The organism is Streptomyces sp. NPDC001508 (genome assembly GCF_040298665.1).
Taxonomy (GTDB): Bacteria; Actinomycetota; Actinomycetes; order Streptomycetales; family Streptomycetaceae; genus Streptomyces.
Map to the genome: position 1 here is coordinate 1 of NZ_JBEPAP010000011.1, position 26,999 is coordinate 26,999.

A 26,999-nucleotide genomic window follows, 5' to 3' on the forward strand; every position below is an offset into this window, starting at 1 on the left:
CCTGGTCAAGGTCGCAGGTTCCAGATGGCGGGTGGAGGAAACCTTCCAAAGTGAGAAGGGACTGGCCGGGCTGGACGAGCACCAGGTCCGCCGCTGCCCGTCCTGGGCCCGCTGGGTCACCCTCGCGATGCTGGCCCATGCCTTCCTCGCCGTTGTCCGCGCCGACGAACATGCTCACCACCCCGCGCCGGACGACGTGATCCCGCTGACCTGCAACGAGATCCAGCGCCTGTTCATCACCGTCGTTGTCCGGCCCGTTCACGACCCGGCCCACCGGCTCAGCTGGTCCACCTGGCGACGCCGTCACCAGGCGCGATCACGAACCAGTCATTACCAGCGACAAGCCGCATCCCAGACATGAAGATCACGATCTACAGCTGGAGTATAAGGCGTTGAATCCGGATGCGACCGTCGACGCGTACGGGCAGGAGCTAAACCCAGAGTCGTGGGCTATCTTCCAGTTGGATTTCTTGATCAAAGGAAAGAGGCCAGACAGTATTGCGTTCGGTAATTCTCTTACCGGTGATGGGCATGCGCAGCGAAAGTTCGACTACCTCCTTGCCAATCCCCCGTACGGCGTGGAATGGAAAAAGGCAAAAGAAGAGGTTGAGCGCGAGTACCAGGACCTCGGAGCGTCCGGCCGCTTCGGGGCCGACCTACCGCGCATCAATGACGGCTCGCTTCTATTTCTTCAGCACATGATCTCCAAGATGAAGGCGTTAGACCAGGGAGGTTCCCGTGTCGCGATCATCTTCAACGGATCACCCCTGTCAAATGGTGCGGCCGGATCGGGCGAATCGGAAATCCGGCGATGGATCCTGGAGAACGACTGGCTGGAAGGGATCGTCACCTTTCCGGAGCAGTCGTTCTATAACACTGGAATTTTTACATACCTCTGGATTCTCACAAATCGCAAGACATCTGACCGTAAGGACGAGATAGTGCACTTCCACTCGGATCACGACGTGGACCTGCACCTCACGGCGGGTGTCATCCAGCGCTTCTCGGGCGTCTGTGGCATGAGTGCGTCCGCAGGGTTGGTGACCCGCATGTGATCGCTCGTGACACGTGAGGACCCCGTCGGCTCGTTTCGGCGAGGCCCTGCGTAGACCAGGGGCGCGGCGTGGTGTCTCGCCTGGTGCCGGCTCCTCCGCAGCGTTTGGGCGTCCAGCTGCTACTGGCGGGCGACCTGTTCTACCGTCCCGAATTCGAGTTTCGCATTCCGTCGGAATGACGCGGTGTGCCGGTTCGCAGGGCACCGACTTCGGCTGCATGGCGCGCTCCGTGTGTGCCGTCGTCTCTGCCCTGGCGGAGGATCGCCTGCGCCGGCGGCCCTTCCCTGCATCAGGAGCGAGGCGAGGGTGCTGCTGGACACCTTTCGAAGGCGTCTCACGGCCAGCCGCGTACGTCGTCGCCCCTGGCGGTCAGGGTTGCACTTCGTGAGACCGCTCTTCCTGAAACGTATCACTCCGAGTGGATCAATATCTGTGCTTGCGAAGTGAGGCTTTGGCGGACCGCGTAGTGAGAGTTTTTGCCGCACTGAGTGGAGCGGAATTACGTAATGCGCGCAGGCCGTTCCAGTGTGCTACTGTCGATCCCGGTTGCAGTCGTGGTTCCCGAAACTTCGAGTGCCCACCCGGTTCTGTCGGTTGGGGGCGCTTCTGTATTTCCGGTCATTTCCGGGCGGGGTAATCATTGCGGCGACACGGCGTCCGCGCAGTGCGGATCCCGATGTACTGCCCCGAAGGAGATATGACATGGCTACTGGTACCGTGAAGTGGTTCAACGCGGAAAAGGGCTTCGGCTTCATCGAGCAGGACGGTGGCGGCGCCGACGTGTTCGCCCACTACTCGAACATTGCCGCGCAGGGCTTCCGTGAGCTCCTCGAAGGCCAGAAGGTAAACTTCGACATCGCGCAGGGCCAGAAGGGCCCGACGGCCGAGAACATCGTTCCGGCCTGACGCTGACGCACATTTTGTAGCTGGGGCCCGCATCCTTCGGGGTGCGGGCCCCAGCTGCACACATCCCCCACAGCAATTTCAACTGCGGGGCGACTCGGAGGAATCCGTAGTCTCACCACGCGCGGCTCCTCCTTCAGTGATGCAGGAGCGTCCTGAAGAGCTGCGCTGCAGCCGACGCCCGGATCTTACGTCCCTATCGCGTCACCCATTTCAGCACCTGTGCCCCGGGTGTTTCGTCGGCCCAAATCTGTTTTTTCGCCACCGGTCCATACTTGTAATTCTCCATGCCGCTCGTTGCTGCGGGAATTCCTTGATATGCGCCACATCGAGGAAGGTTCCGCATGAACCGCACACGCACGAACGATCGCTTCAATCGCTCCCGTCACGGCAGAGCCGCCGCCGGAAAGGGCGGCAGTCGCACGGGCTCGCAGGCGCCGCACCGTTCCGGCGGCCCTGCCCGTTCCGGCGGTTACGGCCGCCGGTCAGCCACAGTGCAAGGTGAGTTCGCGCTGCCCAGGACGATCACGCCCTCGCTGCCTCCTGTTGAGGGCTTCGCCGAACTCGACATGCCCGAGCACCTGCTGACCGAACTCGGCAAGCAGGGTGTGACCGCACCGTTCCCGATCCAGGGAGCGACGCTGCCGAACTCCCTTGCGGGCCGTGACGTACTGGGCCGCGGGCGCACCGGTTCCGGCAAGACCCTCGCCTTCGGCCTCGCCCTGCTCGCCCGTACCGCTGGACAGCGTGCTGAACCCCGCCAGCCGCTGGGGCTGATCCTCGTACCGACGCGTGAGCTGGCGCAGCAGGTGACCGACGCGCTCACACCGTACGCCCGTTCCATCAGGCTGCGGCTGGCCACGGTGGTGGGCGGGATGTCGATCGGCCGGCAGGCCGGCGCGCTGCGCGGCGGGGCCGAGGTCGTTGTCGCGACGCCCGGGCGGCTCAAGGACCTCATCGACCGTGGCGACTGCAGGCTGAACCACGTGGGCATCACGGTGCTGGACGAGGCCGACCAGATGGCCGACATGGGTTTCATGCCGCAGGTCACCGCGCTGCTCGACCAGGTGCGTCCGGAGGGGCAGCGGATGCTGTTCTCCGCCACCTTGGACCGTAACGTCGACCTGCTGGTTCGCCGCTATCTGACTGACCCCGTCGTGCATTCGGTCGACCCGTCGGCCGGTACGGTCACGACGATGGAGCACCACGTCCTGCACGTCCATGGCGCCGACAAGCACGCCGCCACGACCGAGATCGCCGCCCGCGACGGCCGCGTGATCATGTTCCTGGACACCAAACACGCCGTCGACCGGCTGACCCAGGACCTGCTCAACAGCGGAGTACGCGCCGCCGCGTTGCACGGCGGCAAGTCGCAGCCGCAACGCACCCGCACGCTGGCGCAGTTCAAGACGGGGCACGTCACCGTGCTGGTGGCAACCAATGTCGCAGCGCGCGGCATCCACGTCGACAACCTCGACCTGGTCGTCAACGTCGATCCGCCGACCGACCACAAGGACTACCTCCACCGCAGCGGCCGTACCGCCCGCGCCGGCGAGTCCGGCAGCGTCGTCACCCTCGTCACACCGAACCAGCGCCGCGGCATGGTCCGCCTCATGTCGGACGCCGGAATCCGGCCGCAGACCACCCAGATCCGCTCGGGAGACGAGGCCCTGAGCCGGATCACCGGCGCCCAGGCCCCGTCCGGCATCCCGGTCGTCATCACCGCACCGGTGGTCGAACGCCCCAAGCGCAGCGCTTCCTCCCGAGGCCGACGCCGCCCTTCCCCGGCGACCCGGCGCGCCCCCGTACGCCAGACCGTCCTCGACGCGGTGGCCTAGAACCTTCGTGATCGGAAAGTTGACCCATCTCCAGGAGGCACCCTTTGACGCTGATTCAGATGCAGCCTCGCTCGGCGGACGCCAACCCCGTGCACAGGACGGCGGTGGAGGTCATGGACGCGGCCGGACCGCAGGTATGTGACGACATGAGCGTCGAGGTGGCGCTGGCCGTCATGGCCGCCGCACGCACGGGCCGGCTGGTCGTCTGCGACCAGGACGACCAGGGCATCGGCCTGGTGACCCGAACCGACCTCACCGCCGTCCGCGACAGCGGCGCTCACACGGACCGGGTCCGCCTGCGCGACATCCTCGGCGACCACGGATCGTCCACCTCACCCGTGACCACGATGGCGAAGCCGAGCACGTGATGCGCTCCCGTCGGCTCGGTGCTCTGCGAGTCGTAGACGAGCAAGGCAGCGCCCCGGGCATCCTCGCCATCCGCTGAAACGCGTCGCCCCGGGGCGGACCGTTCTTCCCTCTCTCTGTGAGGCCACATGCGCTGCGTCATCGCCCGCTTCCCCTTCGAACTCACCAAGGGCGGAGTGCTGGAATCGATGAAGGGCATCAAGCCCGAACCGGTCACCGGAGAATCGGTGATCATCGGCCGCCGCCACTACCCTGTCAAGCAAGTCGGCCAAGTCATCACCCGCCAGGACCGCCGTGACTTCAGTGCCGCCGAAGTCCTCCGGGCCATGACTCAGCTCGGCTTCACCTGCCGAGCCCTCCCCAAGGCCGCGCCTCTGGGCATCCCCGGCTCGCTGCAGCACGCCTCCGCGATGCTCGGCACCCCCGTGATGGTCTGACCGGGTAAACAGGCACGAGCCGACATCTGACCAGCAGTGTGGGCCCGACCGGTACGCCGGTCGGGCCCACACTGCGTGCAGCGGGTTTTCGTCGCCGTCGCTCAGCGGTCGGAATAGCTGAAGTCGCCGCCGGTCCAGGCGCTGACGTCCTCGATCGCAACCCGGTACATCCCACCCGTCTCCGGGCTCCCCAGGGTGCCCGCCAGGATCCGGGCGACATGGAAGTGCAGACGCGTGGGCGGCCCGTCCTTCTTCGCGGGGAGTCGAAGACGGCGGCGAACTCGCCCAAGCGGGCGGAATCCGTCAGCACATCAGACACCCTCTGCCTCCGCGTGGCTGCGAGAACCAGTCGACCGGTGATGACAGCGCCACTGGTGACCACGGTCGGGGACTCTGACTGCTCTGGTCGGACTGCTCGATCATCCCGGGATCGTCGAGGGCGGCGCAGCCCCTCGTGCCGCGCCCGTCAACGGCCGACCTGCGAGGCGTCGCGGCTGGAAGGGTCCGTCCCGGGCGGTGGTGTTCTTTGCGAGACGCAGTGTTGGCCGGTGCCCGCCGACGGTAGCCGCGGCGCAGTCGGCGACGTCACGCTCAGCCCGACGTGCTGCGCGGCGGTGGGGTGACTGTGAGCGTCGGACTGAGCCTCGGAGCTGCTTGAACCACCCATGGACCGGTCGAGGCGGATTGCCTTATCTTCGAGAGCGCGAAAATCTATGCCAGCCGGAGTAGACATTGGGTGGCGGTGTGGTTATGGTTTCTCCTGTAGCCGAGATCGAGAGAGGCCCGGCAGAGATGAACTGCCGGGCAGCAGTACCGCAGTTGCAGTTCGCAGGACGGTGCGGTGGTGGAGTTCCGAAGCCAAGGCGGTTGCAGGACGGTGACGGGACTGACGGCCGGACCGGGTGGCCCGCAGTGATCAGGGGCCACCATGAGCAGTACCGCAGTGGCAGTACCCGTAAATGAAGGATCGCAGTACCCAGCAGTGAAGTCAGTGAGCGGTACCTCGGTGAAGGCGTCGGCTGCGGGCGCGCGCACCGGGAGGTTCGGCAGTGGGGTTCCAAGCCGGAGCAGACGCAGGACGGGCGACGGGGCTGACTGCCGAAGAGTGGCGCTGTTCGAGGCCACCAGCAGTATGCGGTATCAGCAGTTCGCAGTTTCCGTCAGTGAGTAGTTGATCAAGAGGGAAGAACGGAGGAGCCGAGCGCCATCAGGATCGCCCGGGCGGAAGTCTTGGACCCGGGTACCGCAGGACATCGATAGTGAGGTGGTCTCCGGTCAAGCAACCGCGATCCCCGCGCCCCCGACAGCGTCTCGGTCGGGTCTGCGGAAACAGAGGGCCGGTGCAGTATCAGGGCCGGCAGATGGTGTAGTAGTTCCTTCGGGGCCCTGGTGCCAGTAAGGCGCCAGGGCCCCTCAACGCGTTCCACAGAGAGGTGCAATGACAGCAGACGACACGTTCGGCCGTCTCGACGACGACGATTACCCCGCGTACACCATGGGCCGGGCCGCCGAGTTGCTCGGCACTACCCCTGCCTTCCTCCGCGCCCTCGGCGAAGCCCGCCTGATCACCCCCCTGCGCTCCGAAGGCGGCCACCGCCGCTACTCCCGCTACCAACTGCGTATCGCCGCCCGCGCCCGGGAACTCGTCGATCGGGGCACCCCCATCGAGGCTGCCTGCCGGATCGTCATCCTCGAAGACCAGCTCGAGGAAGCCCAGCGCATCAACGCCGAATATCGCCGCGCCGCCGAATCAGTGAACCCGACGGCAGCAGAATGAGATGAGCGTGCCCGTCAGCGCCGGCGGGCATCGCACGCACGGTCTCGGTGTGCGACGTGATCCTTTCCTATGGTGACGCGATGTGTGGGCGTGTAACGTCTGTGTCAGCTGTCGTGGTTCGGAATTCCCTCTTGCCCACGCCTCTGGTGTGGGCGTTTTGCTGTGCCGCAGGAACCAGGGCGATCACCTCCGTCTGCCACATGGAGTGGGAGGCGTTCATCGACTGGAAGGCATAAGGGGTCCTTTCAGAATGCTGGATCTTTCCGGGCGAGGGTCATGCGGACTGGTGCGTCAATCTGACCGCGGTCACCCTGGACGGCAAGCAGCACCTGATCTCCGACGTGACGGTGGCGCCCGACGGCACCGCGTACGCCGTCCACGAGCTGACCCCGACGGTGTTCCGCATCGACCGCAAGGGCCGCGCCTCGGTACTTCTGCAGAACGACCTGCTCAAGGGCACGCTTGACATTCCCGACTTCCTGAACGGTGTGGGCATGTCAGCGGTGGAGTGGGTGGAGGGAAACAGCTGATCATCGCCATGGCCGACGGCTCCCTGGTACGGGTGCCCCTCAAACATCCCGAAAAGGCGCAGGAGATGAAGCTCTCCGCGCCGCTGGGGTCCCCCACGGCCGGCATGCGGATCCTGAAGGACGGCTCGATCGCGCCGGTCAGCAGCGGTCTGCTGGCCGGCAAGCCCGCCCAGATCCAGCGTGTGGAGCCCCGTGACGGCTGGAAGAAGGCCACGGTCAAGGTCACCGACACCGTCGTGGATCCCGTCACCAACGACGTGACCGCGGGACCGGACGGGACGACGTACGCGCTCAGCGGCGGGCTGGCCGACCTCCTTGCGGGCAAGCCCAACGACGGGTTCAGCCTGACCCCCGTCAAGACCGAGTGAGCCGGCAGCGGTCCCCCAGACGACCTGCGGTCGCCGCTCCCACGACCTGTCCCGGAGCCGGCATCGTGCGGTATCCCGGCCCTGGGCCGACACGTTCACCACCTGCTGGCAGCGGCTCACCGCCCTCCCGGCCGTCGCGTGACGGCCGGACACCGCCCCGACAAGGACCAGGAAGGAGAAGACCGGCAGCACTCCGGGTCCGTGGAGCCCGGCGCACCCGCGGCGTCACGCGACGGCCCACCTCGAACGGTCCGAGGACATTACGGGCGAACTGTCGAATGGGTCAGCCACCGAATCCCGCTGACGAATCGAGGCTAATTCAGTCGATGCAGGCATCCAATGAGTGCCTCGCCAACGCTGCGGAGTACCGTTCCATGGCCTCGGCCATGCGATCGTCCAGGGTTCGGCCAAGTCCACTGCCCGAACGGAATATGCGATCGAAGAATTCTGAGTGAGAGACGTCGTGGTCCCACGCCGCACGATCATCTGCCGCCTCGGAGGGTGAGAAAATCTTGTCTCCCCGGACAAGGTGGTAGGCGGGTACCTCGCGGCGGCTGTCAAGACGGGCGTGAGGTGCGAGAACGCAGTTGATTGTCACCCAGCATCCGTCGCCGACATCAGCGCCATTGAAGACCGAGACTCCACGGGAAAGGTAACACCCATGTCCGATCCTGCAACCAGTCAGGTAGGTCTGCGGGCCGATCAGGCAAGAGTCGCCGACAGTGAGATCGAACGGCCCTGATGCCCGAAGAACAGCCGACTCCATAATTACCGTATTTGAGCCGATCGTGAGTCGAGCGCCGAATTCTGCCGTCAGAATCGCACCGTGAAGAACACTCGCGCCCGCGTCGATCTGCACGGGGCCGGTAATCGTTGCCGTCGGCGCGACATACGCGGAATCCGATATCGTGGGAGCGTTTCCGAGGTGGTCGAACTTCACTGTGGTCTACCTTTCGATGTATCTGGATTGTCCCATTGGTCTGCTCTCGCAGACGGTCGGCAGGGCAACCGCCCAAAGGGGCGACGATATGTAGCCGTGAACATCAGGACACGCGGGACTGGAGGAAGACGGGCCTTCGTACTGGACGATCCCGCGCCGCACGCCGGCGCGGGCGCGGGTGTCATCCGGGGTGGTGCCGGATACGGACAGACGCAGCTGGGCGGCCGGATCTCCCCACCCGGGCGGTGCCACCGGCACCATCTCCTTCACCTCATACCGTGCCCGGACTGCTGCCCGTCGGTGACGATGCGCGTCCCGGCGTTGGTGGTTCCCGGTGCATGTTGCAGTCTTCCGTCGATGATGGCGGGATTCAGCGGCAGCGGCGCCCGTCGCTGGTGAAGTAGTGGATGTCCTGGCGGGAGACGTGCACCGGGATGTCCCCGGTGGGGGGCGCCTGCGCGGGGAGCCGCATGCGGGTGCGGTGTCCGGCGAGGTCGATGTGGACCATCCGGTCCCGGCCGTGCAGTTCGCTCATCAGCACGGTCCCCGTCCACCGCAGGTCGGGCTCGGTGCCGGGCCCGAGGCGCAGGTTTTCGGGGCGGATGCCGAAACTGTGTGCTCCTGGTTGTTCGATTCCGGTGAACGGCAGGCTTACGGGGAGGATGTTCATATCACCGACGAAGGAGGCGACGAACTCGGTGGCGGGGTCGCCGTAGATCTCCTCTGGTGTGCCTGCCTGCTCGATGCGGCCCGCCCGCATCACGACCAGCTGGTCGGCGAGCGACATCGCTTCCACCTGGTCGTGGGTCACGAACACGACGGTCATCCCCAGTTGCCGCTGCAGGGCCAGCAGTTCCGCGCGCATGGCCACCCGAAGTTCGGCGTCGAGGTTGGAGAACGGCTCGTCCATCAGCAACACCGATGGGCGGCGGACCAGAGCGCGGCCGATGCCGACCCGTTGCCGCTGTCCGCCGGACAGCTGGGCCGGGCGGCGCTCCAGCAGTCCGTCGATCTTGAGCAGGGTGGCGATCCGTGAGGCGCGTTCGCGCCGCTCGGCCTTGGGCACCCGGGCCATCCGGAGCGGGAACTCGATATTGGCCTGAACGGTCTTGTTGGGGTAGAGCGCATAGTTTTGGAACACCATCGCCACGCCGCGATCCTCCGCCGCGATGCCGGTGACGTCCTGATCTCCGATGGACAGCCGCCCGGCCGTCGGTGTCTCCAGGCCGGCGATGCAGCGCAGCAGGGTGGTCTTGCCGCAGCCGCTGGGGCCGAGCAGCACGGTGACGGTGCCGGGATCGACGGACAGGTCGACCTGATCAAGCGCCTTGCCGGCCGCGCGATCGTAGGACTTGACAAACTGCTGGCAGCGTACGGGCTGACCGACCGTGGTCTCGTCGGCATCCCGGGGGCGGGTGAGGGGAAGGGCGCCGGTGCTCATGAGCTGCTCATCATGGAGGTCGCTTCCTTGGCTGCCGCGTCGAGCGCGTCGGCCGGGGATTTCTCGCCGCGCAGGGCGAGGATGGTCTCCTGGTCCAGGTTTTTGGTGATCTCCGCGGAGTGCGGGCCGGGGAAGGCGACCCACGGTACGGCGTCCTTCAGCTGCTGGGTACCGGGGGACAGTAGGGGGTTCTTGGCGAGGTACTGGGTTTCGGTTGCGGCCACCTGGTTGACCGGTGAATATCCCTTGGCCTTGACCAGTGTGGTCACGCTGGCGGGTCCGACAAGCTCGGCGACGGCACGGAAAGCCTTCTTCTGTCGCGCCGGATCTTTGGTGAGCACGACCAGCGAGGCTCCGCCGAGCGGGCAACGGCGCGCTCCCCCGTCCGGTATCGGCATGAGCGCTGAGCGCACCTCGAAGGTGGCGCTTTTCCGCAGGGTCACGGCCACGCTGACGGCGTCGAGCAGCATGCCCAGATCGCCTCGGACGAACGCCGCGTCCGACTCGCTCTTGGTCATGGTTCGGCCCAGCCCGTCGCCGAACAGCTTCGCCCAGAATTCGACCACCTGGACGCCGGGCGCCTCGTTGAACATCGGCTTGGTCCGGTCCGGGGTGAGCATCGACCCGCCGTTGGAGAGCAAGAAGTTCTGGAAGGCCCAGTTTCCGCTGTTGTCGTTGCCGTAGGTCGCGCCGTACCGGGTCGCCTTCGACGACACCAGTTCCCGCGCGCAGGCACGCATCTCCGAGAATGTCGTGGGCGGCTTGTCGGGGTCCAGACCGGCTTTGGTGAAGGCATCGGCGTTGTAGAACAGCACGAGGGTGCCGGCCGCATAGGGCAGCGCGTAGGTCTTCCCGTCCTGAACGCCGAGGGTGAGCATCTTGGGGTACAGCTGCGAGGTGTCGAACCCGGACTCACGCATCAGCCCGTCGAGCGCGACCGCACGCCCGGCTTGCACGTAGTTCCCCAGCGCGCTGGCCCCGATCAACGCGATGTCGTCGACGTGTCCCGCGGCCAGGTCGGTCTGCACGCGCTGGTCGACCGACTCGTAGTTGACGCCGCCGGTGCTGATGATCTTGACGGTGGTGCCCGTGCGCTTGGTGAAGGCCGCGCCGAGCGTCGCGGTGACGGTGGGAATGTTGTTGTAGGCGACCAGCTCGATGGGGCCCTTGCCGGACGGTGAGGTGCCCGAGGAACCGCATGCGGCGAGGAGCCCGCCGACGGTGACGGCGCCAGTGCCGCGGAGCATAGTTCGTCTGGTCAGATGGGTGTCGGTCACGATGGATCTCTTTCCGGCGTCGCGAGGTTTCGGGAGGGGCAGGTTCGGTGCGGGCGGGATTTCCGGGAGGGGGTTATTCCAGGCCGCGGGCGAGGGCGATGCCGCGCACGAAGTGCCGCTGGCAGATCAGGAACCCGACCAGCAGCGGGACGGTGGCGAGAGTGGCCGCGGCCATCTGGGGCCCGTACTGGTTGCCGGTGTCCTGGGACACGAACTGGGAGATGGCGTAGGGGACGGTGGCGTGTGCCGGGGTGCGAAGGATGACACTGGGCCAGAACAGGTCGTTCCAGTGCGCGATGACGCTGAACACGCCCAGTGCCAGCAGCCCCGGTTTGACGTTCGGCAAAACCACACGCCACACCATGGCGACCGGGCCGACCCGGTCCAGGCGCGCCGCGTCGAACAGGCTCTGCGGAATCGACAGGATGAACTGGCGCATCAGGTAGATGCCGAAGGCGCTGGCGATGAAGGGGACCACCAGGCCGCCCAGGGTGTCGCCGAGGCCGGCGCGTGACAGTCCGATGTACGTGGGGATGGCGATGACCTGCGTAGGGATGATGAAGCAGGCGAGCACGGTCCAGAACGCGAGGTGGCGTCCCTTGAATCGCAGGCGGGCCAGCGCGTAGCCGGCCGGGACGCTGGTGACGACCTGGCCCGCGAAGATGAGTGCGGTACTGAGCAGGCTGGACAGGTAGTAGCGGCCCCACGGCGCCGTGTTCCAGGCCGTCGTGAAGTTCGCGAGCGTGAGATGGGACAGTCCCAGGCTGCCGTCGAGGATGTACTCCTCGGGGGTGAACGCGGAGCGGAGCATGACGTAGAACGGCAGCAGCATCACCACGCCACCGAGGGCCAGGCACAGGTGCAGGCCGGCCTGCCCGGCCAGGGTACGGGCGCGTCGCGCAGATGCGGTGTTCATCGGCTGCCCGCCGTCTCCCAGCGGCGCCCGAAGGCGCGCAGCTGTGCGAACGTCGTCACCAGCACCAGGCCGAGCAGCACCAGGCTGATCACGGACCCACCGCCGATGTCGCTGAAGGTGATCGCCCGCTGCCACATCAAAAAGGACAGCGTGGTGCTGCTGCGCACGGGACCGCCTTGCGTCATCACCTGGATCTGGTCGAAGACCCGCAGCGCGTCACGGGTCGCCACGATGACCGCGAAGACCAGCGCCGGCCCGAGCGCGGGAAAGGTGACATGCCAGAACCGGTGCCACCGGCCCGCCCTGTCCAGCCGGGCGGCCTCGTGCAGGTCGGGGTTGACGTTGTTCAGCCCGGCCAACAGCATGATCATGGATGATCCGATGCCCTGCCAGCTGCCCACGATCGCCACCGCCGGCAGCGCGAGCGTCGTGGAGTCCAGCCAGTCCCGCCAGCCGGTCACCGCGCCGATCGTCGCATCGACGACCCCGGTGCCCGGATAGAACAGCCATGACCACACCACCGACATCCCGGCCAGCGTCGCGGCCGCGGGCATGAAATACACGGTGCGCCACACTCCCGACCCGCGCGTCACCGCGTTGATGCCGAGCGCGACCAGCAGCCCCACCACCACGGTGACCGGAACCGTGATCAAGGTGTACAGGACGGTGTGCCACAGCGCCTGGGCCAACTGTCCGTTGTCCATGACTGCCCGGTAGTTCCCCGCGCCGACAAAGGTGCTGGTGCCACCGAGCAGGTCGTAACGGAACAACGACAGCACCGACACGACGGCGACCGGCACGACGACGAAGACCAGCAGCAACACCATCGCCGGACTCATGAGGATCAGCGGCGCCAGCGCCGCGGGCACCCTGAAGGCACGGCGGGCGCCCTTCGGAGGCTTGGGAGGCGACACGGTGGTCGCGGGGGTGACTGACATGTTCTGTGCGGTTTTCCCTTCGGAATCCGAGCGCACCGTTGGTCGGGGTCGCCCAGCCGGAAACAGGTCTGGATGGCATCGGGCCGGCTCCGCCCTCGCTCGGGTGCGGCCGCCGACCGGTCACCCGGCCGGCGATACCGCCGCGCGAACGCCACGGCGCGGGCTGCCCTGGGAGCGCGAGTGCGGCACCCTGCCTCCGTCGGTGCGTTCCCTCCGGCTGGTTGCCGAAGCTAGGAACCCGAAGTGAAGCCCTCTCACGTGCGAAGTGAACGGCAGCCGAAGAGCACACACCGGGAATCTGTATAGACTGCTTGTGCTACGGTCGAGACAGCTTTTGGCAGTGACGCTTGTGAAGGACCGTGCCCCATGACCGCTGCTCAGCCCACGTATCTCGTGCTCGCCGATCAGATCGCGGAGGAAATCGCCGACTGGCCTCCCGGTAAGCGACTAGCCAGCGAAGTCGACCTGGCCGAGCGGTACAGTGTCAGCCGGCTCACCGCACGAGCCGCCCTGCAGGAGTTGGAGCGCCGTTATCTGGTCCGCCGCGCCAAGGGGTCGGGAACCTACGTCGCCGAGCGCGTCGACTACCTGATCAACTCGCGCTTCACGTCCTGGTCGGAGATGGTCCGGAAGGCCGGCGCGACACCCAGCCGCCCCACCGTCGGCGTCAACGTCATCCGGCCGTCCGAGGAGATTCGCGACCGGCTCAGACTTCCCGCCGACGCGCGGGTCGTGGAGTTGGTACGACTTGGGCTGGTCAACGATGTCGTCGCCAACCTGAACCGTAGTTACCTGCCGGTCGACCTGGCGCCGGGGTTCCCGGACCTGCTCGCCAACGGAGCCATTGACCTGGCACCCGTACTGTCGTCGATCGGTTACCGGCTCAAACGTCTGTGGGCTCGCGCGGAGCTGGCGACTCCCGACCCGGAAACCGCGCGAGCACTGCAGGTCGAGGGCCGCCCGCCGCTGTGGCTCGTGATCAACTGCGTCAGCGACGCGACCACCGGTCGGCGACTGCAACTCAGTTACGCCTGGAACCGCCCGGACGTCCTCCATGTGCAGTTCGAGTTCGGCAACCCCGACTAGTCGGCCGGCACATCCTGGAACGTGCCTCACCGCCTCAACCGGCTTACCGCCTCACCGGCTCACTGACGTGCCGGCGTGCCGCCGTCCCGCTGTATCGCCGTGCCGGCGTGCCGCTCCATGGTCACCGTAGATCTCTTTCCGGAAGGAAGCACTCGTGCCCCACCCACCCATACTCGACCTGGAAAACTGCGCCTCGGCCCTTGCCGACGCGACCGACCGTGCCCGCGCCGGCCGGCCACTTGACGACCTCGCCGATTCCGGCATCCAGCTGGAGGCCGTACACCGCTTGAACCAGTTGGTCCCCGGCGCCACCACCACGCTGAACCAGATCCCCACCGCACTCGCCCAGCACGGACTGCTGCTGCTGCGCAACGTCCCAGCCGCCGACGACACCTTGCTGATCCTGCTCGGCGCGGTGGCCGCGCCCGCCACTACCTGCGAGGCCAACGGACCACGGCTCGTGGACCACCTCAGCCCCGCCGTCTCCGGCGAGGAACGGCACAGGGCACAGAATCAGCGTTCGGAGATGCTCCTGCACACCGACGCCTCCGCCCAGCAGGCGCCGCCCGACATCGTCGGACTCGCCTGTGTCGCCAATGAGGGCAACGGAGGCGGCAGCGTGCTCGTCGCCGTCGACGACATCGTCAAGCGCATGTGCCAGGACGGCCAGAAGCGGACCATCGGCCTCCTGCAAAACGACTTCCCCTACATCCACCCCCAGCGAACGGAACGCCCCGCCACGCTCGCCCCGGTGCTCCGTGACCTCGGCGACGGGCACTTCCATGTGCGCTACCGCAAAGAGAACCTGGAGACCGGCAAGGCTCTGTGCCCGGACGCCCTGACCGAGGACACCTGGGCGGCAGCCAAGCTCTTCGCACGCTATCTCGAAGCCGACTCCCGGCCGCAGACAACGCTGCGCCTGCAGCGCGGCGACTACCTGCTCTTCGACAATCGCCGCTACCTGCACGGACGCGCGGCGATCGACCCGGCCGCGTACCGGTTGCTCAAGCGCACCTACTTCACCCATCCCACCAAGGTCCAGGAGCCGGTCCGATGACCGCACCACACCGTGCCGCGGGGATCGAGAGCGCGTCATCGTTCGACCCCTGGCCCGACAGCCCCGTTCACCTCGACTGGGGAATCGACGCCGCCCAACTCGCGGCGAGCCGCGGCGACGCCGTCGTCATCGTCGACGCGCTCAGCTTCTCCACCACGGTCATCCTGGCCGTCGCCCACGGCGCGGCAGTCCTGCCTCTCGCCCGGGCAGAGCTCGAACGCACCCCGGACCTGGCCGAGTTGGAAGCCGAACACCGTGCCCGGCTCCTCGCCAACGACCCCGCCGACCGTCAACTCGGCGACGTGCTCACAGACGTCGGCAAGATCCAGCCCGGTGACCGCGTCATCGTCCCCTCACAAAACGGCGGCACCATCTGCTCCGCCATCACCGACGCACCCGCCGCGGCCATCGGCTCCTTCCGCAACCGGACCGCCACGGCCGAATGGGGCGCCCGGCTTCTTGCCGCCGGAACGGTCGGCCGACTCACCCTCGTCGCGGCCGGCTCCTCCTGGTCGCAGATGGGCTCTCGCAACGCGCTGCGTCCGTGTATCGAGGACGGGGTGGCCGCCGGAGCGGTTGCCGCCGCGCTCCGCGACAGCGGCCTCGGACTGTCCGTCGAAGCCTCGGCCATGGCGGCGGCGTTCGACGATGTCCACAGCAACCATGACATCGCCACGTGGCTGCGCGACACCGTGACCGGACGATGGCTCAAGAGCCTCGACGGGCCACCGGACGACGTGATCGACGCCGGCCGGCTCGACGCTTCCCCGGTCGTGCCATCCCTGGCTCCGGACGGCTTCTTCCACGACGCCATGGGACCCGGTCGAACGCGATAACACTCAAGGTGGCGGCTCCGGGTGGGCCGGAAGCCGGCCCGCCCGTGGCGCGAGGCATGGCGGGACCCGGCGAGCAGACGCTGGTCTCGGTGGGGTCCCGGCGGATCGCGGCGCCGGCTCTCGCCATGCCGCCTGCGGAAACGGGCCGGGGGCCCGAGCCAGTAACGACGCTTGCCTCATCCGGTCGCCGCGCCCGCCGGAAGAGGGGCGCATCCACGACCGGAGGAAATGCCGATGTCCGCACGCACCGTGCCCACCCACCCGTCTGTACCTCATGTCGTTGTCATCGGCGCGGGGATCGTCGGCACCTCACTCGGCTACGCGCTGCTACGACGCGGCGCACGGGTGACCGTGATCGACCGGGACGGAACCGCCTCTTCCACGACCGGGACGTCCTTCGCGTGGATCGGAAACCCGGGCTTCTTCCGAAATGGCGAAGGTATCAGCGCCCACCTCGCCCCTCGCTATTTCTGGTTGCACAGGATGGGCATGCTGGCGTGGCGGCAGCTCACTGCCGACATCGGCACCCGCCTGGGCATCCGGTGGAACGGCACCGTCCAGTTCAGCCAACGTGGTTCGTCCGCCGCGGAACGGCTGCGCCAGGACCTCGACCGCCGACAACGATGGGGCAGCACGTCCTTCCGGATAAGCCCCGCGCAGATCCGCGCGCTGGTGCCCGGCATCGCGGTGGGAGCGGACATCGATGCCTTCACCAGCCTGGATGAGGGCCACGTCGACCCGGCCGCGTGCTGCGCGGCGCTCATGGAGGAGATCCGCGCGCTGGGCGGGAACGTGATCCGCGGCAGCGAGGCCACTGGCCTCGACATCACCGGTGCTCGCGTGACCGCCGTCCAAACGACGCGGGGTGCGATCGCATGCGACCACGTCGTCTACGCGGTTGGCGCGAACTCGCCGAAGCTGCTGGGCGACCTCGGCATCTCCGTGCCGCTCGAACCACCCTCGCAAGGCGTCCTCGTGCATCTGCGGCCGATGAAGCCGCTGCTCAGCCCCGTGCTGATCACCGCCGACCTGCACATCCTGCAACGTCCCGACGGTCGCGTGGTCATGGCCCGTCACTACTCCGGCACCTCGGCCACCGACGGGGAGGGAGCAGACGCGAACCTGCTGCTCGCCCGGGCCGGAGAACTACTGCCGGAACTCGCCGGCGGCTCCGTCGAGCGGGTCACCGCCGGCGAACGTGTCGTACCGATCGACGGCCTGCCGGTCATCGGCCACAGCGAACAGGTCACCAACGTGCACAGCGTCACCACCAACTCCGGCATTGTCCTCGGTCCCGTACTGGGCGGCCTCATGGCCACCGAGATTCTCACCGGAGTCACCTGCGAACAGCTCGACCCGTACCGGGCTGCGCGCTTCGGTGACGCGTAGGCGGCAGTATCGCCCCTCCCGCGGATGCGCCGGTCGCAACCGGTCGGCGTGGCAGAAGCCGCTGAGGCCGGGACGTGACGAGCGCGAACCTCGGTCTGTCGCCGGTCGAGTTCGTCAACACCATACGTGTCGACCACGCCGTGTCCCTGCTGCGCACCACCGACCTGAGCGTTGAGGCTGTCGCCGGCCAGGTCGGCTTCCGGAGCGCGAACAGCCTGCGCACGTTGATCAAGCGCAGCCGCTCGATGACCATCAGAGAGATCAGGGGGAACCGGGCGAACGCCTGATGAGCGCCTCCGAGCGCTCTGCGCCTGCCGAAAACCTCATCCAACCAGGTCACGTGGCATACCGATACTCGTGGATCACCCCTCCGAGCCGGTCGTTCCGACGTATGTCCAGACGGGTCAGTCGTTCGGGATCAGTGATCGGGCCCGGCACGCGTGCAGAGCGCCGCCTGGTTCATCGCTCGGTGGGGCCGATACGCGTTGTGATTGCGCCTGCCGGGAATGTCATCCATGCTGCTCACGGCTTGTTAGGTGCTCTGCGGCAGGATGAGCGCTCGTGTTGCTTCGCCTCGCCTACTTGACCGTCACCAACGCGTTCGCCGCACTCCAGCCGGCTGGGCGGCAGATCCGCCTCCTTGGCAAGAAGCCCGTGACCTGGTGGGATTTCACTCAGGCCGCGTCAGCAGCGGCCACGTCGCCTGGGGCCCGACGCTCTTCGCGACGGTGATCGCCTTCGCCTCCGGCTACGCGGTGATCGCCTGGTTCATGAAGTTCATCTCGTCGAAGAGCTTCATGCCGTTCGGAAGTGGTGTCCGGTGAAGGTCACCTGGGCGTCGTCATTGTCGAGGGCGCTGTCGAGGGTGGCGGGCGACTCGAAGCAGGTCCTGGCCCGCGATGCGGTCTGCCTGCTGGACGTGCCGACGCACAAGACCGGTACTGCGTTCACCAAGCCGGTCGATCCGCTCCTCGGCCAGGCCCTCGATGCATGGCAGGCGATCCGCCCGGACCAGCCGAAATTCACCGACCGCCGCACCGGCGAGCTGGTGGACCTGCTGTTCGCCACCCGGGCCCGGAAGATCTCCTCCGCCTACATCAACAACACCGTCATCCCGATGCTCTGCCGCAAGGCCGGCGCCCCTGCCGCCGACGTGCGGGGGAACATCACCAGCCACCGGGCCCGGTCCACGATCGCCAGCCAGCTCTACAACGCGAAGGAGCCGATGACGCTGTTCGAACTGCAAGCCTGGCTCGGACACCGCTCACCACAGTCCACTCAGTTCTACGCGAAGATCAGCCCGACGACGCTGACCCGGGCCTACGACGACGCGGGGTACTTCTCCCGCAACGTCCGCACGATCGAGGTCCTGGTCGGCCGCGACGCGGTCACCTCCGGTGCCGCCGAGGTCGGCGAACCCTGGCAGCACTACGACCTCGGGCACGGCTACTGCACCTACACCTTCTTCGAGCAGTGCCCGCACCGCATGGCCTGCTCACGCTGCGACTTCTACACTCCGAAGGACTCCAGCAAGGCCCAACTACTCGAAGCCAAAGACAACTTGCAGCAGATGCGAGCGATGATCCCTCTGTCCGAGGACGAGCAGGCCGCCGTCGACGACGGCCAGGCAGCCCTCGACCGTCTCCTGGGACGCCTCGCCGACATCCCCACGCCGGCCGGGCCGACACCCCGCCAGCTCGACGTCCCGCCGAACGCGACCCTGGTGCCGATCGTCGACATCCGGCAGGGCAAAGCACCGCAAACTTGATAATTCTGATTCCACAGAATCATCCTGTTGACGTTGCCCTCGACCTTGCCCGAGCTCCACTCCAGGGTGAGTTTGGCGGTGACGGCGTCCAAGTCCTGCCGCAGGCCACGGACCAGACTCCCTAGCGGTTTCAGCCCGGTGTTCTCGGCGCGGGTGAGCCAGTCGTCGAGTTCGCCGCCTCGGCGCTCGGTCATCATCCGGGCGAAGTCGCGCACGCAGTCGGCAACAGCATCCAACTCCGGGCAGCGGGCCAGGAGTTGCTTGCGCCTCAGCGCGTTACTCTCGTCGATCTTGTCGGGGGCGCGGTGATCAGCCAGGTGGCTTTCCGGACGGTCAGCTCCTTGGGCTTCTCGGGCGCGGGCTTGCCGCTGGCGCGGATCTGTTCCAGGTGACCGCGGACAGTCCGCTTGCTGCCGAGGTAACCGAGTCCGGTGATCTCCGCGTGAAGCCGTGCCGCGTCCGTGCAGCCTTCGTTCCATCGTCGGTACAGATGGGACGAATAGGCGTGGATCTGGCCGTAGCGGCGGGAGCCGGTGCCAAGGGATGCATCCTCGGGAGTGGCGGCGTGCGCGTAGCGGCGCACGGTTTTACGGTCAAGCCCGAGGGTCCTGGCGATCACCTCGATCTGCACGCCCTTGTCGTACAGGGCATGCACCGCGGCATGACGCTCGCGTCGCTTGATCACGCGCAGCCCTTCCACGGGCTCTTCTGGTACGTCGTCGGCGGCCAGGCCGGCCTTCACGGCGGCGGGGCTACCAGTGCTCGTGTCCTCGGCGGGCTCGGTGAGGCACGTGCGGTGCTGGGCGACGCACTCCTCGACGGCTTCACACCAATTCTTCCAGAGGTGGTACCTGTCCGCGACCTGCGTGGCGTCGGGGCAGACGGTGCGGACGGCTTCGGCGTAGGCGCTGGCTCGGTCTCTGACACGACCTCGGCCCCGGGATGGGCGGGCAACCAGGCAGTGAGCGTCTCCGAGGTGCGGTCGGGCAGCACGTCCACACGCTCACCGGTCTCCACGTCCAAGATGATCGTGCCGTACACGTGGCCCTTCTTGAAGGCGAAATCATCTACACCCATCACTCGCGGGGCGACTGAGGACTGCTTGTCCGGGAGCCTGCGCACCATCCTGATCGGCGAGTTCGCACTGACGGGGACCGACAGGTGCGCGGCCAGCCGGGCCGCGGGACGTCCCGCGAGCGCCGGTGCCATCCGCTCCAACGTCCGACGGAGTGCGGGGGTGCGGCGCGCGAACCGCTCGGTGAGCCCCTCTATCTGCTCGACGAACGTACGGCGTGCGCACGGCGCCGCCTGGCACAAGAACCTCCGCACCGTCTAGTCGATCACGACCTTCCGCCCAGCCACCGCCAGGTCGGCCAACCGTCGCCGATACCCGCCGTGGACACGGCCAGACAGCGTGCCGCACCCGGGGCAGGCAGCCTCCCGGGTCGCCGTGCGCGCCGTGAGCGCCACCCCGCCATCGTCCCAGTCATGCGCACCTCACGGAAGTGCACGTCTGGGTACGCCCATCTGAGTTAAATAAATAGATCAAATAATGGATAAGGACTGCTATATCCGAAATCACTCTTTTATGCAGTTGCCGTTCACCCATAGAACCTGTGGCAAGATGACGCCCGCAGGTCTCGCGTTGATTCGTGAGACCTACCCGGACGCAACCCTACGAGGCCGCGCAGTCGCCGTCTGGGCGTTGGGAGGCACCTTTGGATCCGCCGCCGGCCCACTCCTCGGCGCACGACGGACGGGCTGCTCTCCCCGGACGGCGCCTGGATCTGGTGGTTCGACGACAAGGACGGCGACGAGTTCGGCGTCTGGCGCCGCCAGCCCTTCGGGGGCGGCGCGGACGAGGCGGCGACGCCGGGCCTGGAGCCGTCGTACCCCTCGGGTCTGGCGTTGGGCCGGGACGGCCGTACGGCGGTCGTGGGCCGCTCGACGGACGCCGAGGGCACGACGATCTACCTGGCCAGAGCGGGGGAGGAGCCGCTGGAGATCTACCGCCACCATGAGTCGGCGGGCGTCGGCGACCTCTCCCACGACGGTTCGCTGATCGCGATCGAGCACACCGAGCACGGCGACGCGATGCACTCGGCGCTGCGCGTGGTCCGCCCGGACGGTACGCGGGTCGCGGAGCTGGACGACACCAAGGGCGGCACGGAGGAGCTGGGCCTGGAGGTGCTGGGCTTCGCCCCGGTCGACGGCGACCCGCGCCTGCTCATCGGCCATCAGCGGCGGGGCCGTTGGGAGCCGCTGGTCTGGGACGTCGCCACCGGCGACCAGACGGACCTCACCCTCGACCTGCCGGGCGACGTGAGCGCGGAGTGGTACCCGGACGGCAGCGCCCTGCTGATCGTGCACAGCTTCGAGGCGCGGAGCGAGCTGTTCCGCTACGACCTTGAGGCGGGGGAGCTGTCCCGGATCCCCACCCCGGCGGGCTCGCTGTCCGGCGCGACGGCCCGCCCGGACGGGACGGTCGAATACCTCTGGTCCTCGGCGGCCGAGCCGCCGGTGGTCCGCTCGACGACGGGCGAGGTGGTCCTCGACCCGCCCGGCATGAAGTGCCCTCCGTCGGTCCCGGTCACGGACGCGTGGGTGGAGGGCCCCGGCGGCCGCATCCACGCGCTGATCCAGAAACCGGCGGGAGCGACGGGGCCGTTGCCGACCGTCTTCGACCTCCACGGGGGCCCGACCTGGCACGACAGCGACAGCTTCGCGGCGGGCCCGGCGGCCTGGGTGGACCACGGCTACGCGGTCGTCCGCAGCGCCCCCACCCGAAACGCCCCCTCCACCGTCCGACCCTCCAACTCCGGATGCCCGGCCACCCCCACCACCGCCACCAACAACACCCTCCGCCCCACAGGAATCGCCCCAAGGATCTGCCGCCCCAGCATCGCCCCCGCGAAGGACGGCGCCGCCAGATACGACACACTCCGACTCCGGGTGACCGCCTGCGGATGCGCGGCGCGCAGCGTCCGGTACACGGCCCGCGCGAAATCGTCGTCGTACAACCGCAGCACCGTCTTCAAGTCCGGCCGCACAGACCGCGCATACAGCACCGCTTCAAGATTCGTCGTATCCCCGCTGGTCACCGCCAGCAGCGCCTGCGCCCGATGAATCTTGGCGGCCTCCAACACCCCCTCCTGGGTCACATCACCGAGCACCACCGGCACCCGCAGCCGCCGAGCCACCGCCAGCCCCCGAGCATCGGGATCGGACTCGACGCACACCACAGGAACATGCAGCTCATGCAACCGGGCCAGCACTCGCGCCGCGGTGTCGGCGTCGGACAGTACGGTGGTGGAGGCGTCGACCACCCCGCCGTCCGCGTCCCCGATCGCCAACGCGGCCGCCTGGTCGAGGAGTTCCTCGACATGCTGCCCCAACCGCCGGTTGTACAGGCGCAGCACGAGCCGCAGCCGGGGGTTCAGCCGACGGGCGGTGAGGGCGGCATGGATATTGGTCTCGTCGTCGTACACCAGCGCGAGCGCGGCGACCCGCTCCACCCCCGCCTCGGCGAGCACGGCCTCGGTGGCCTCGTCGGCCTCCAACACCCGCTCCCCGCACGGTCCTTCACCGGCGACCGGAACGGCACCACCCGCGCCACCGGTCCCACCGGCCCCGTTGGCGGCCCGCCCGACGGCGGCACTGACCACCCGGTCCAGCAGCGCGGCCGACGCGGCCCGGGCCCGTCCGACGACCGGCGGCCGGGCGATGCGCACGTTCGGCGGTACGACAAGGGTGACCTGTTCGCCGTACACACCACGCAATTCGGCGGCCAGCCGATGCGCCAGCCCGTCGTCCCCGCACACCACCATGTGTGCCGGGGCACCACCACCCTGATACGGAACGCTCGCCACGAGGGAAAAGAGTGCTTCAACAGGACGCATGGTTCCAGCAACCAGGTGAACAACCGCCCCTGACCGCCCGTAGGGAGGGGGAGGGAGCATAATCCCCGATCTGATCGAAGTGGCGGAGGTATCCCACCCGTGGCCATCACCGAAGAAGCCGCCCCGCCGGGGCAGGCCCCCCACGACGAGCCGCCCGCCCGCGGCGACCGCCCGGACCAGGAGGGCTGGCGTCTCAACTCCCCCCTGGCCCTGACCCTGTTGCTCGTCCTGGTCGTGGTCTTCCAGGGCCCGGTGCGCGGCGCGCTGTCGACGCCGGTGATGCAGAGCTGGATGACGGTGTTCGTGGCGGTGGTGGTCCAGGCGCTGCCCTTCCTCGTCCTCGGCGTCCTCCTCTCGGCGGCGATCGCGGTCTTCGTCCCGCCGTCCTTCTTCGCCCGGGCCCTCCCGAACCGCCCCGCCCTTGCCGTACCGGTCGCGGGTCTGGCCGGCGTCGTACTCCCGGGCTGCGAGTGCGCCTCGGTCCCCGTGGCCGGTGCCCTGGTCCGCCGGGGCGTCACCCCGGCCGCGGCGATCGCGTTCCTCCTCTCCGCCCCCGCGATCAACCCGATCGTGCTGACGGCGACAGCGGTGGCGTTCCCGCGCAACCCCGAGATGGTGCTGGCGCGGTTCGCCGGCGGCCTGTTGGTGGCCTGCGCGATGGGCTGGCTGTGGCAGCGCCTCGGCCGCACCGACTGGCTGCGCATGCCGGCGCACGCGCACCACGAGGGCGAGACGAAGGGGGAGGCGTTCTGGTCCTCAGTCCGCCACGACACCATGCACGCGGGCGGTTTCCTGGTCCTCGGCGCGATGGCGGCGGCGACGCTGAAGGCGGTGGCCCCGGCGGAATGGCTGCGTACGGCCGCAGCCAACCCGGTGGTCGCGATCCTGGCCCTGTCGATCCTGGCGGTACTCCTGTCCATCTGCTCGGAGGCGGACGCGTTCGTGGCCGCGTCGCTGACCCAGTTCTCGCTCACCGCGAAGCTGGCGTTCCTGATCGTGGGCCCGATGATCGACCTTAAGCTGTTCGCGATGCAGGCGGGCACCTTCGGCCGGGGCTTCGCCCTGCGCTTCGCCCCGACCACCTTCGTTGCGGCGATCGCGGGCGCCCTGGTGACCGGGGCGGTGCTCCTGTGAACCGGCAGGCCCAGGCGGCCGTGATGTTCCTGGTGGGCGCGGCCCTCCTGCACGCAGGTATGACGGACCTCTACCTGCGCTACGTCAAGGCGGGCCTGCAACCGCTCATCCTGGCGGCGGGCGCGGTCCTGATCGCGTCGGCGCTGGCGACGGCGTACTACGAATGGCGTCGAGCCCGCCGTCGTACCACCCCTTCTGAACACTCCCACCCCGAACCCCGTATCTCCTGGCTCCTGGTCCTCCCCCTGCTGGCCCTGATCCTCGTCGCGCCGCCCGCGCTCGGCTCGTACAGCGCGATGCGCGCGGGTACGGCCCTGCAACAGCCGTACGGCTACATGGAGTTGCCGAAGTCCGACCCGATCCCCCTGAACCTGGTCGACTACGCGGGCCGCGCGGTCTACGACCATGGCCGCTCGTTCCAGGGCCACAGCGTCCGCATCGCGGGTTTCGTGACCGTGGACCCCAAGGGCACCCCGTACCTGGTCCGCATGGCCCTCAACTGCTGCGCGGCGGACGCCCAGCCGGTCAAAGTGGCCCTGACCGGCAAGATCCCCCCGGTCCTGCAGCCGGACGCCTGGCTCCAGGTGACAGGCACATACACCGCCCGCGTAACCCACGACCCCGTCAACAACGGCCCCATCCCCTACCTCCAGGTCACCGAGGCAGAACCGATCCCAGTACCCTCGGACCCGTACGACGAGACATGGAACAACTGAGGCCGGAATTGCTCACGTAAGGTAATCGCATCTCCACCTATTGTCAGTGCCGCGTGTTCTCATGGGTTGTGTGGGGTTCACCAAAGACCCTGGACAAGGGGGGACTTGTATGGCGGGACTGGTGAAGGTGTGGCGACGGGCGGTTGTCCGGTGAGCCGCCGTCGCCGGGTGCGCAGGCCGACTCGCCGTTACCGGCGCCAGAACGAGCAGATCGGCTTGCTGGTGGCCGGGGTTGTGGTCGTCGGGGTGGTGCTCGCGATCGTGCAGTGGCTGTTGGTCCACGATGGGTCCTCCTCCTCGCGGTCGTGGCCGCTGCCGCCGTCGGCGGGCTGTGGCTGCGGCGGGCGCGGCAGCGGGCCGAGTGAGTGGTGTGCATCGTGAAGTTGCAGTTCACGGGTCTGGTGTGCGCGGGAGCGGAGATGCTCGTACTGGTCGCGGGCGGATGACTTCGGTGAGATCACCGGTCAGCGGGAAACCTCGCGGTTCGTCAGGACCAGCAGGGACCTGACCAGCGCGGTCGCCCACTTCGGGTCGGTGCGTACCTTGCCCAGCACGCGCCAGTTCTTCAGGTGCGCGAAGCCGTGCTCGACCGGCGCCCGGACCGCGGCCAGCGCCGTGTTGGACAGTTTCTGACCGCGGGTGAGCGGGCGGTTCCGGGCGGCCTTTGCGGTCATGGGCGTTGCTCCTTCGGGGTGTCGTCCCAGCCGGGGACGATGGTGGTGGGGACACCCACCTCTTTCCAGAGCTGGAGCACATCGGGGTTGTCGTCCCAGGCGTGGACCGGGCGGTAGAGGGCGCGGAGCTGTCGGAGGATGTCGCGCTTCACGAGGTAGTCGGGCCTGGACCGAGACCGTGACGCCGTGATCGCCGCGCTCACGCTTCCCTGTAGCAACGGCCCCACCGAGGGCGTCAACACCAAGGCCAAGCGGATCGTGCGCCAGATGCACGGACGAGCAGGCTTCAGCCTTCTTCGCCATCGCATCCTCCTCGGATAACGGCACGCTCTGTCACCACCGAATGCGAGACAGGGCCGTTAAGTTGACACACCCGCACCGGCACCTCCCGGCTGGCCGCCCTCGGCCTTGCAGCACGAGATCAACTGGGCAACAGGGTCATCGATGGGGGAGGCTCAGGGCCGCTGGACGACTCCCACCAGCCGACCCGGCCGCGGGAACGTGTGAGGCAGTGTTTCCCGTATAGGCCGCGCCGTCCAGTGCTTCCTGCCCGGGTTCGGCGACGGTGTGCCGGGCCGGTGTGCGCCGCTCGACGTGACCACCCGCCACCCGGCCGTCGCCTCGCCGTCATGTTCCGCGGATGGTCTCGGCCAGTTGCTCTGCCAGTTGTGGGGTGGCCGCGACCACGCCTGACCAGCGGCGGGTGAGGTCGGGGTCGATTTCCAGGGGGCGGCCGTGGACGTCCATGACGGTGCCGCCGGCTGCGGGGACGGTCACCATGGCGGCGGCCAGGTCGACGATGCGGTGGGTGTCGGAGCCGGCGTCGGCGAATGCGTCCGTCGATCCTTCGGCCACCAGCATCGCTTCCAGGCAACTCGTGGACAGGATGCGGATCCTGGCGGCCCGTGTCGCCACCCGCCACCACGCGCCTGCGATGTGCGGCTGTGGCCGCAGCAGACTTACTGCGGCGCCGTCGAGCCTGGTGCGGCCGCTGGTGCGGTACGGAGTTGGTTGTCCTGCCGCTGTGTGCCAGCAGCGGCCGGTGTCCAGCCAGCAGGTCAGTGCTGCTGTCGGTGTGCCGTCCACCGCGATGACGCCGGCGAAGGCGGACAGCGGGACGCCCGAGGCGGCGTTCGCCGTACCGTCCACCGGGTCGGTGACGAGCGTGACGGCGGAGCCGTTGTCGATGCTGCCCAGTTCCTCGCTGAGCAGATTGACCCGGTGGGCGTCCGCGACCTCGGCGAGCGCAGTGTCCACCAGGATGTCCAGCCTCATCGTCGGGGTGCCGTCCGCGCCCACCTGGACCTTCTCGGCCAGCTGCGCCCGGTCGTAGGTCTCGCGTGCGGCGCGGAAGGCGCCCGCGGCGGCCCGGGCCGCCGCGGCCAGTACGGGGTGGACGCCGGAGGGCAGGTGCGGTTCGGGCACCGGCCATGAGATCCGGCCGCTCATACCGCGCCACCCTCCGAGGCCGCGCGCAGGACGGCCACGGGCCAAGGCCGGCCGAGGCAGGCCGGCATCAGGCCGACGCGCAGGCCCACCCTCAGACGGACACGGTCCGGGAAACCGGCGCCGCCTGCGGCATCGCCGCTGAGCAGGCCCTGCGCGGTCATTTCGCGGCCGGAGGCGTTGACGCAGTGGCCGCGCAGCGGGGTTC

At 68.0% G+C, this 26,999-nt stretch carries 25 protein-coding genes and 11 pseudogenes; 20 read left to right on the forward strand and 16 right to left on the reverse strand.

The window, feature by feature from the left end; translation table 11 throughout:
* The 6 genes and pseudogenes from ABT245_RS12970 to ABT245_RS12995 all read left to right on the forward strand — a co-directional run.
* Nucleotides 1-361, forward strand: a pseudogene (locus ABT245_RS12970) (IS701 family transposase); the annotation flags it as partial.
* 25 nt (nucleotides 362-386) lie between these two features.
* A pseudogene (locus ABT245_RS12975) lies at nucleotides 387-944 on the forward strand (HsdM family class I SAM-dependent methyltransferase); the annotation flags it as partial.
* Between the two features lie 813 nt (nucleotides 945-1,757).
* Nucleotides 1,758-1,961 (forward strand): cold-shock protein, encoded by a 204-nt coding sequence (locus tag ABT245_RS12980; RefSeq protein WP_042169227.1) that lies wholly within the window; start codon nucleotides 1,758-1,760, stop codon nucleotides 1,959-1,961.
* 341 nt (nucleotides 1,962-2,302) lie between these two features.
* The gene (locus tag ABT245_RS12985) at nucleotides 2,303-3,796 is read left to right on the forward strand and encodes a DEAD/DEAH box helicase (RefSeq protein ID WP_351732537.1); all 1,494 of its coding nucleotides are present in this window, start codon (nucleotides 2,303-2,305) and stop codon (nucleotides 3,794-3,796) included.
* Between the two features lie 44 nt (nucleotides 3,797-3,840).
* Nucleotides 3,841-4,241: pseudogene (locus tag ABT245_RS12990) on the forward strand (CBS domain-containing protein).
* A 49-nt stretch (nucleotides 4,242-4,290) separates the two neighbouring features.
* Nucleotides 4,291-4,599 (forward strand): SCO5918 family protein, encoded by a 309-nt coding sequence (locus ABT245_RS12995; protein WP_235456259.1) that lies wholly within the window; start codon nucleotides 4,291-4,293, stop codon nucleotides 4,597-4,599.
* Nucleotides 4,600-4,700: 101 nt separating this feature from the next.
* On the opposite strand, the pseudogene ABT245_RS13000 reads toward ABT245_RS12995, so the two are convergent.
* Nucleotides 4,701-5,047 (reverse strand): annotated as a pseudogene (locus tag ABT245_RS13000) (hypothetical protein).
* Nucleotides 5,048-6,037: 990 nt separating this feature from the next.
* Between ABT245_RS13000 and ABT245_RS13005 the strand changes: the two are divergent.
* The 3 genes from ABT245_RS13005 (at nucleotide 6,038) to ABT245_RS13015 (ending at nucleotide 7,274) form a co-directional block, all read left to right on the forward strand.
* Complete coding sequence (locus tag ABT245_RS13005; protein WP_150944300.1) at nucleotides 6,038-6,376, forward strand: helix-turn-helix domain-containing protein; 339 nt, start codon at nucleotides 6,038-6,040, stop codon at nucleotides 6,374-6,376.
* Nucleotides 6,377-6,717: 341 nt separating this feature from the next.
* Complete coding sequence (locus tag ABT245_RS13010; protein ID WP_351732541.1) at nucleotides 6,718-6,906, forward strand: hypothetical protein; 189 nt, start codon at nucleotides 6,718-6,720, stop codon at nucleotides 6,904-6,906.
* An 8-nt stretch (nucleotides 6,907-6,914) separates the two neighbouring features.
* Nucleotides 6,915-7,274, forward strand: a complete 360-nt coding sequence (locus ABT245_RS13015; protein WP_351732543.1) for a hypothetical protein — start codon at nucleotides 6,915-6,917, stop codon at nucleotides 7,272-7,274.
* Nucleotides 7,275-7,593: 319 nt separating this feature from the next.
* Here the strand turns inward: ABT245_RS13015 and ABT245_RS13020 are convergent, their stop codons facing one another.
* From ABT245_RS13020 to ABT245_RS13040, 5 genes are all read right to left on the reverse strand, one after another.
* Nucleotides 7,594-8,214, reverse strand: coding sequence for a gamma carbonic anhydrase family protein (locus ABT245_RS13020; protein WP_351732546.1), 621 nt, complete (start codon nucleotides 8,212-8,214; stop codon nucleotides 7,594-7,596).
* Nucleotides 8,215-8,584: 370 nt separating this feature from the next.
* Complete coding sequence (locus tag ABT245_RS13025) at nucleotides 8,585-9,655, reverse strand: ABC transporter ATP-binding protein (protein WP_351732549.1); 1,071 nt, start codon at nucleotides 9,653-9,655, stop codon at nucleotides 8,585-8,587.
* Nucleotides 9,652-10,932 carry an ABC transporter substrate-binding protein gene (locus ABT245_RS13030; protein ID WP_351732552.1) on the reverse strand — a complete coding sequence of 427 codons (1,281 nt, stop codon included), beginning with the start codon at nucleotides 10,930-10,932 and terminating at the stop codon, nucleotides 9,652-9,654. The genes ABT245_RS13025 and ABT245_RS13030 overlap by 4 nt, the downstream gene beginning before the upstream one ends.
* 73 nt (nucleotides 10,933-11,005) lie before the next feature.
* Nucleotides 11,006-11,848, reverse strand: coding sequence for a carbohydrate ABC transporter permease (locus tag ABT245_RS13035; RefSeq protein WP_351732555.1), 843 nt, complete (start codon nucleotides 11,846-11,848; stop codon nucleotides 11,006-11,008).
* Nucleotides 11,845-12,786: a carbohydrate ABC transporter permease gene (locus ABT245_RS13040; protein ID WP_351732558.1), complete on the reverse strand. Its 942-nt coding sequence runs from the start codon at nucleotides 12,784-12,786 to the stop codon at nucleotides 11,845-11,847. The genes ABT245_RS13035 and ABT245_RS13040 overlap by 4 nt, the downstream gene beginning before the upstream one ends.
* Before the next feature lie 366 nt (nucleotides 12,787-13,152).
* Here ABT245_RS13040 and ABT245_RS13045 point away from each other — a divergent pair, with 366 nt between their 5' ends.
* The 7 genes and pseudogenes from ABT245_RS13045 (at nucleotide 13,153) to ABT245_RS13075 (ending at nucleotide 18,922) form a co-directional block, all read left to right on the forward strand.
* The gene (locus ABT245_RS13045; protein WP_351732561.1) at nucleotides 13,153-13,872 is read left to right on the forward strand and encodes a GntR family transcriptional regulator; all 720 of its coding nucleotides are present in this window, start codon (nucleotides 13,153-13,155) and stop codon (nucleotides 13,870-13,872) included.
* A 154-nt stretch (nucleotides 13,873-14,026) separates the two neighbouring features.
* On the forward strand, nucleotides 14,027-14,929 hold the full coding sequence (locus ABT245_RS13050) for a TauD/TfdA family dioxygenase (protein WP_351732564.1): 903 nt from the start codon (nucleotides 14,027-14,029) through the stop codon (nucleotides 14,927-14,929).
* The gene (locus ABT245_RS13055; RefSeq protein ID WP_351732567.1) at nucleotides 14,926-15,765 is read left to right on the forward strand and encodes a 2-phosphosulfolactate phosphatase; all 840 of its coding nucleotides are present in this window, start codon (nucleotides 14,926-14,928) and stop codon (nucleotides 15,763-15,765) included. Before ABT245_RS13050 ends, ABT245_RS13055 begins: the two co-directional genes overlap by 4 nt.
* Nucleotides 15,766-15,999: 234 nt before the next feature.
* Nucleotides 16,000-17,154, forward strand: coding sequence for an NAD(P)/FAD-dependent oxidoreductase (locus ABT245_RS13060; protein ID WP_351732570.1), 1,155 nt, complete (start codon nucleotides 16,000-16,002; stop codon nucleotides 17,152-17,154).
* A 74-nt stretch (nucleotides 17,155-17,228) separates the two neighbouring features.
* Nucleotides 17,229-17,441 (forward strand): helix-turn-helix domain-containing protein, encoded by a 213-nt coding sequence (locus ABT245_RS13065; RefSeq protein WP_351732573.1) that lies wholly within the window; start codon nucleotides 17,229-17,231, stop codon nucleotides 17,439-17,441.
* A 402-nt stretch (nucleotides 17,442-17,843) separates the two neighbouring features.
* Nucleotides 17,844-17,960, forward strand: a pseudogene (locus ABT245_RS13070) (undecaprenyl-diphosphatase); the annotation flags it as partial.
* Nucleotides 17,961-17,974: 14 nt separating this feature from the next.
* Nucleotides 17,975-18,922, forward strand: a complete 948-nt coding sequence (locus ABT245_RS13075; RefSeq protein WP_351732575.1) for a tyrosine-type recombinase/integrase — start codon at nucleotides 17,975-17,977, stop codon at nucleotides 18,920-18,922.
* 268 nt (nucleotides 18,923-19,190) lie between these two features.
* Here the strand turns inward: ABT245_RS13075 and ABT245_RS13080 are convergent, their stop codons facing one another.
* From ABT245_RS13080 to ABT245_RS13095, 4 genes and pseudogenes are all read right to left on the reverse strand, one after another.
* A complete protein-coding gene (locus ABT245_RS13080) occupies nucleotides 19,191-19,664 on the reverse strand; it encodes a hypothetical protein (protein WP_351732578.1) in 474 nt (157 codons plus the stop codon).
* A 33-nt stretch (nucleotides 19,665-19,697) separates the two neighbouring features.
* Nucleotides 19,698-19,880, reverse strand: a pseudogene (locus tag ABT245_RS13085) (transposase); the annotation flags it as partial.
* Nucleotides 19,877-20,131 (reverse strand): annotated as a pseudogene (locus ABT245_RS13090) (transposase); the annotation flags it as partial. The pseudogenes ABT245_RS13085 and ABT245_RS13090, both read right to left, overlap by 4 nt.
* A gap of 123 nt (nucleotides 20,132-20,254) precedes the next feature.
* Entirely contained in the window at nucleotides 20,255-20,392 is a 138-nt protein-coding gene (locus tag ABT245_RS13095) for a transposase family protein (protein ID WP_351732580.1), read from the reverse strand.
* Nucleotides 20,393-20,662: 270 nt separating this feature from the next.
* Between ABT245_RS13095 and ABT245_RS13100 the strand changes: the two are divergent.
* Nucleotides 20,663-21,694: pseudogene (locus ABT245_RS13100) on the forward strand (S9 family peptidase); the annotation flags it as partial.
* Here ABT245_RS13100 and ABT245_RS13105 read toward each other — a convergent pair.
* Nucleotides 21,682-22,749: pseudogene (locus tag ABT245_RS13105) on the reverse strand (NAD-binding protein); the annotation flags it as partial. The pseudogenes ABT245_RS13100 and ABT245_RS13105 overlap by 13 nt on opposite strands.
* Before the next feature lie 171 nt (nucleotides 22,750-22,920).
* Between ABT245_RS13105 and ABT245_RS13110 the strand changes: the two are divergent.
* Nucleotides 22,921-23,955, forward strand: coding sequence for a permease (locus ABT245_RS13110; protein ID WP_351732583.1), 1,035 nt, complete (start codon nucleotides 22,921-22,923; stop codon nucleotides 23,953-23,955).
* Complete coding sequence (locus tag ABT245_RS13115; RefSeq protein WP_351732586.1) at nucleotides 23,952-24,671, forward strand: TIGR03943 family putative permease subunit; 720 nt, start codon at nucleotides 23,952-23,954, stop codon at nucleotides 24,669-24,671. The genes ABT245_RS13110 and ABT245_RS13115 overlap by 4 nt, the downstream gene beginning before the upstream one ends.
* A gap of 188 nt (nucleotides 24,672-24,859) precedes the next feature.
* Here the strand turns inward: ABT245_RS13115 and ABT245_RS13120 are convergent, their stop codons facing one another.
* The 3 genes and pseudogenes from ABT245_RS13120 to ABT245_RS13130 all read right to left on the reverse strand — a co-directional run bounded on the left by ABT245_RS13120 (nucleotide 24,860) and on the right by ABT245_RS13130 (nucleotide 25,497).
* Complete coding sequence (locus ABT245_RS13120; protein WP_351732589.1) at nucleotides 24,860-25,132, reverse strand: hypothetical protein; 273 nt, start codon at nucleotides 25,130-25,132, stop codon at nucleotides 24,860-24,862.
* A 3-nt stretch (nucleotides 25,133-25,135) separates the two neighbouring features.
* Nucleotides 25,136-25,336, reverse strand: a pseudogene (locus ABT245_RS13125) (transposase family protein); the annotation flags it as partial.
* A 5-nt stretch (nucleotides 25,337-25,341) separates the two neighbouring features.
* Entirely contained in the window at nucleotides 25,342-25,497 is a 156-nt protein-coding gene (locus ABT245_RS13130) for a hypothetical protein (RefSeq protein ID WP_351732592.1), read from the reverse strand.
* 10 nt (nucleotides 25,498-25,507) lie between these two features.
* Between ABT245_RS13130 and ABT245_RS13135 the strand changes: the two are divergent.
* Nucleotides 25,508-25,666: pseudogene (locus ABT245_RS13135) on the forward strand (transposase); the annotation flags it as partial.
* A gap of 306 nt (nucleotides 25,667-25,972) precedes the next feature.
* On the opposite strand, the gene ABT245_RS13140 reads toward ABT245_RS13135, so the two are convergent.
* Complete coding sequence (locus ABT245_RS13140; RefSeq protein ID WP_351732595.1) at nucleotides 25,973-26,794, reverse strand: inositol monophosphatase family protein; 822 nt, start codon at nucleotides 26,792-26,794, stop codon at nucleotides 25,973-25,975.
* Complete coding sequence (locus ABT245_RS13145; protein ID WP_351732597.1) at nucleotides 26,791-26,955, reverse strand: hypothetical protein; 165 nt, start codon at nucleotides 26,953-26,955, stop codon at nucleotides 26,791-26,793. The genes ABT245_RS13140 and ABT245_RS13145 overlap by 4 nt, the downstream gene beginning before the upstream one ends.
* Nucleotides 26,956-26,999 lie beyond the last annotated feature (44 nt).

What these genes read in the sequence shown, in the direction of transcription:
- ABT245_RS13140 (WP_351732595.1), bottom strand. Translation starts at nt 26,794, where the DNA reads ATGAGCGGCCGGATCTCATGGCCGGTGCCCGAACCGCACCTGCCCTCC.
- ABT245_RS13055 (WP_351732567.1), top strand. Translation starts at nt 14,926, where the DNA reads ATGACCGCACCACACCGTGCCGCGGGGATCGAGAGCGCGTCATCGTTC.
- ABT245_RS12980 (WP_042169227.1), top strand. Translation starts at nt 1,758, where the DNA reads ATGGCTACTGGTACCGTGAAGTGGTTCAACGCGGAAAAGGGCTTCGGC.
- ABT245_RS13025 (WP_351732549.1), bottom strand. Translation starts at nt 9,655, where the DNA reads ATGAGCACCGGCGCCCTTCCCCTCACCCGCCCCCGGGATGCCGACGAG.
- ABT245_RS13015 (WP_351732543.1), top strand. Translation starts at nt 6,915, where the DNA reads ATGGCCGACGGCTCCCTGGTACGGGTGCCCCTCAAACATCCCGAAAAG.
- ABT245_RS13145 (WP_351732597.1), bottom strand. Translation starts at nt 26,955, where the DNA reads ATGACCGCGCAGGGCCTGCTCAGCGGCGATGCCGCAGGCGGCGCCGGT.
- ABT245_RS12995 (WP_235456259.1), top strand. Translation starts at nt 4,291, where the DNA reads ATGCGCTGCGTCATCGCCCGCTTCCCCTTCGAACTCACCAAGGGCGGA.
- ABT245_RS13035 (WP_351732555.1), bottom strand. Translation starts at nt 11,848, where the DNA reads ATGAACACCGCATCTGCGCGACGCGCCCGTACCCTGGCCGGGCAGGCC.
- ABT245_RS13005 (WP_150944300.1), top strand. Translation starts at nt 6,038, where the DNA reads ATGACAGCAGACGACACGTTCGGCCGTCTCGACGACGACGATTACCCC.
- ABT245_RS13040 (WP_351732558.1), bottom strand. Translation starts at nt 12,786, where the DNA reads ATGTCAGTCACCCCCGCGACCACCGTGTCGCCTCCCAAGCCTCCGAAG.
- ABT245_RS13045 (WP_351732561.1), top strand. Translation starts at nt 13,153, where the DNA reads ATGACCGCTGCTCAGCCCACGTATCTCGTGCTCGCCGATCAGATCGCG.
- ABT245_RS13060 (WP_351732570.1), top strand. Translation starts at nt 16,000, where the DNA reads ATGTCCGCACGCACCGTGCCCACCCACCCGTCTGTACCTCATGTCGTT.
- ABT245_RS12985 (WP_351732537.1), top strand. Translation starts at nt 2,303, where the DNA reads ATGAACCGCACACGCACGAACGATCGCTTCAATCGCTCCCGTCACGGC.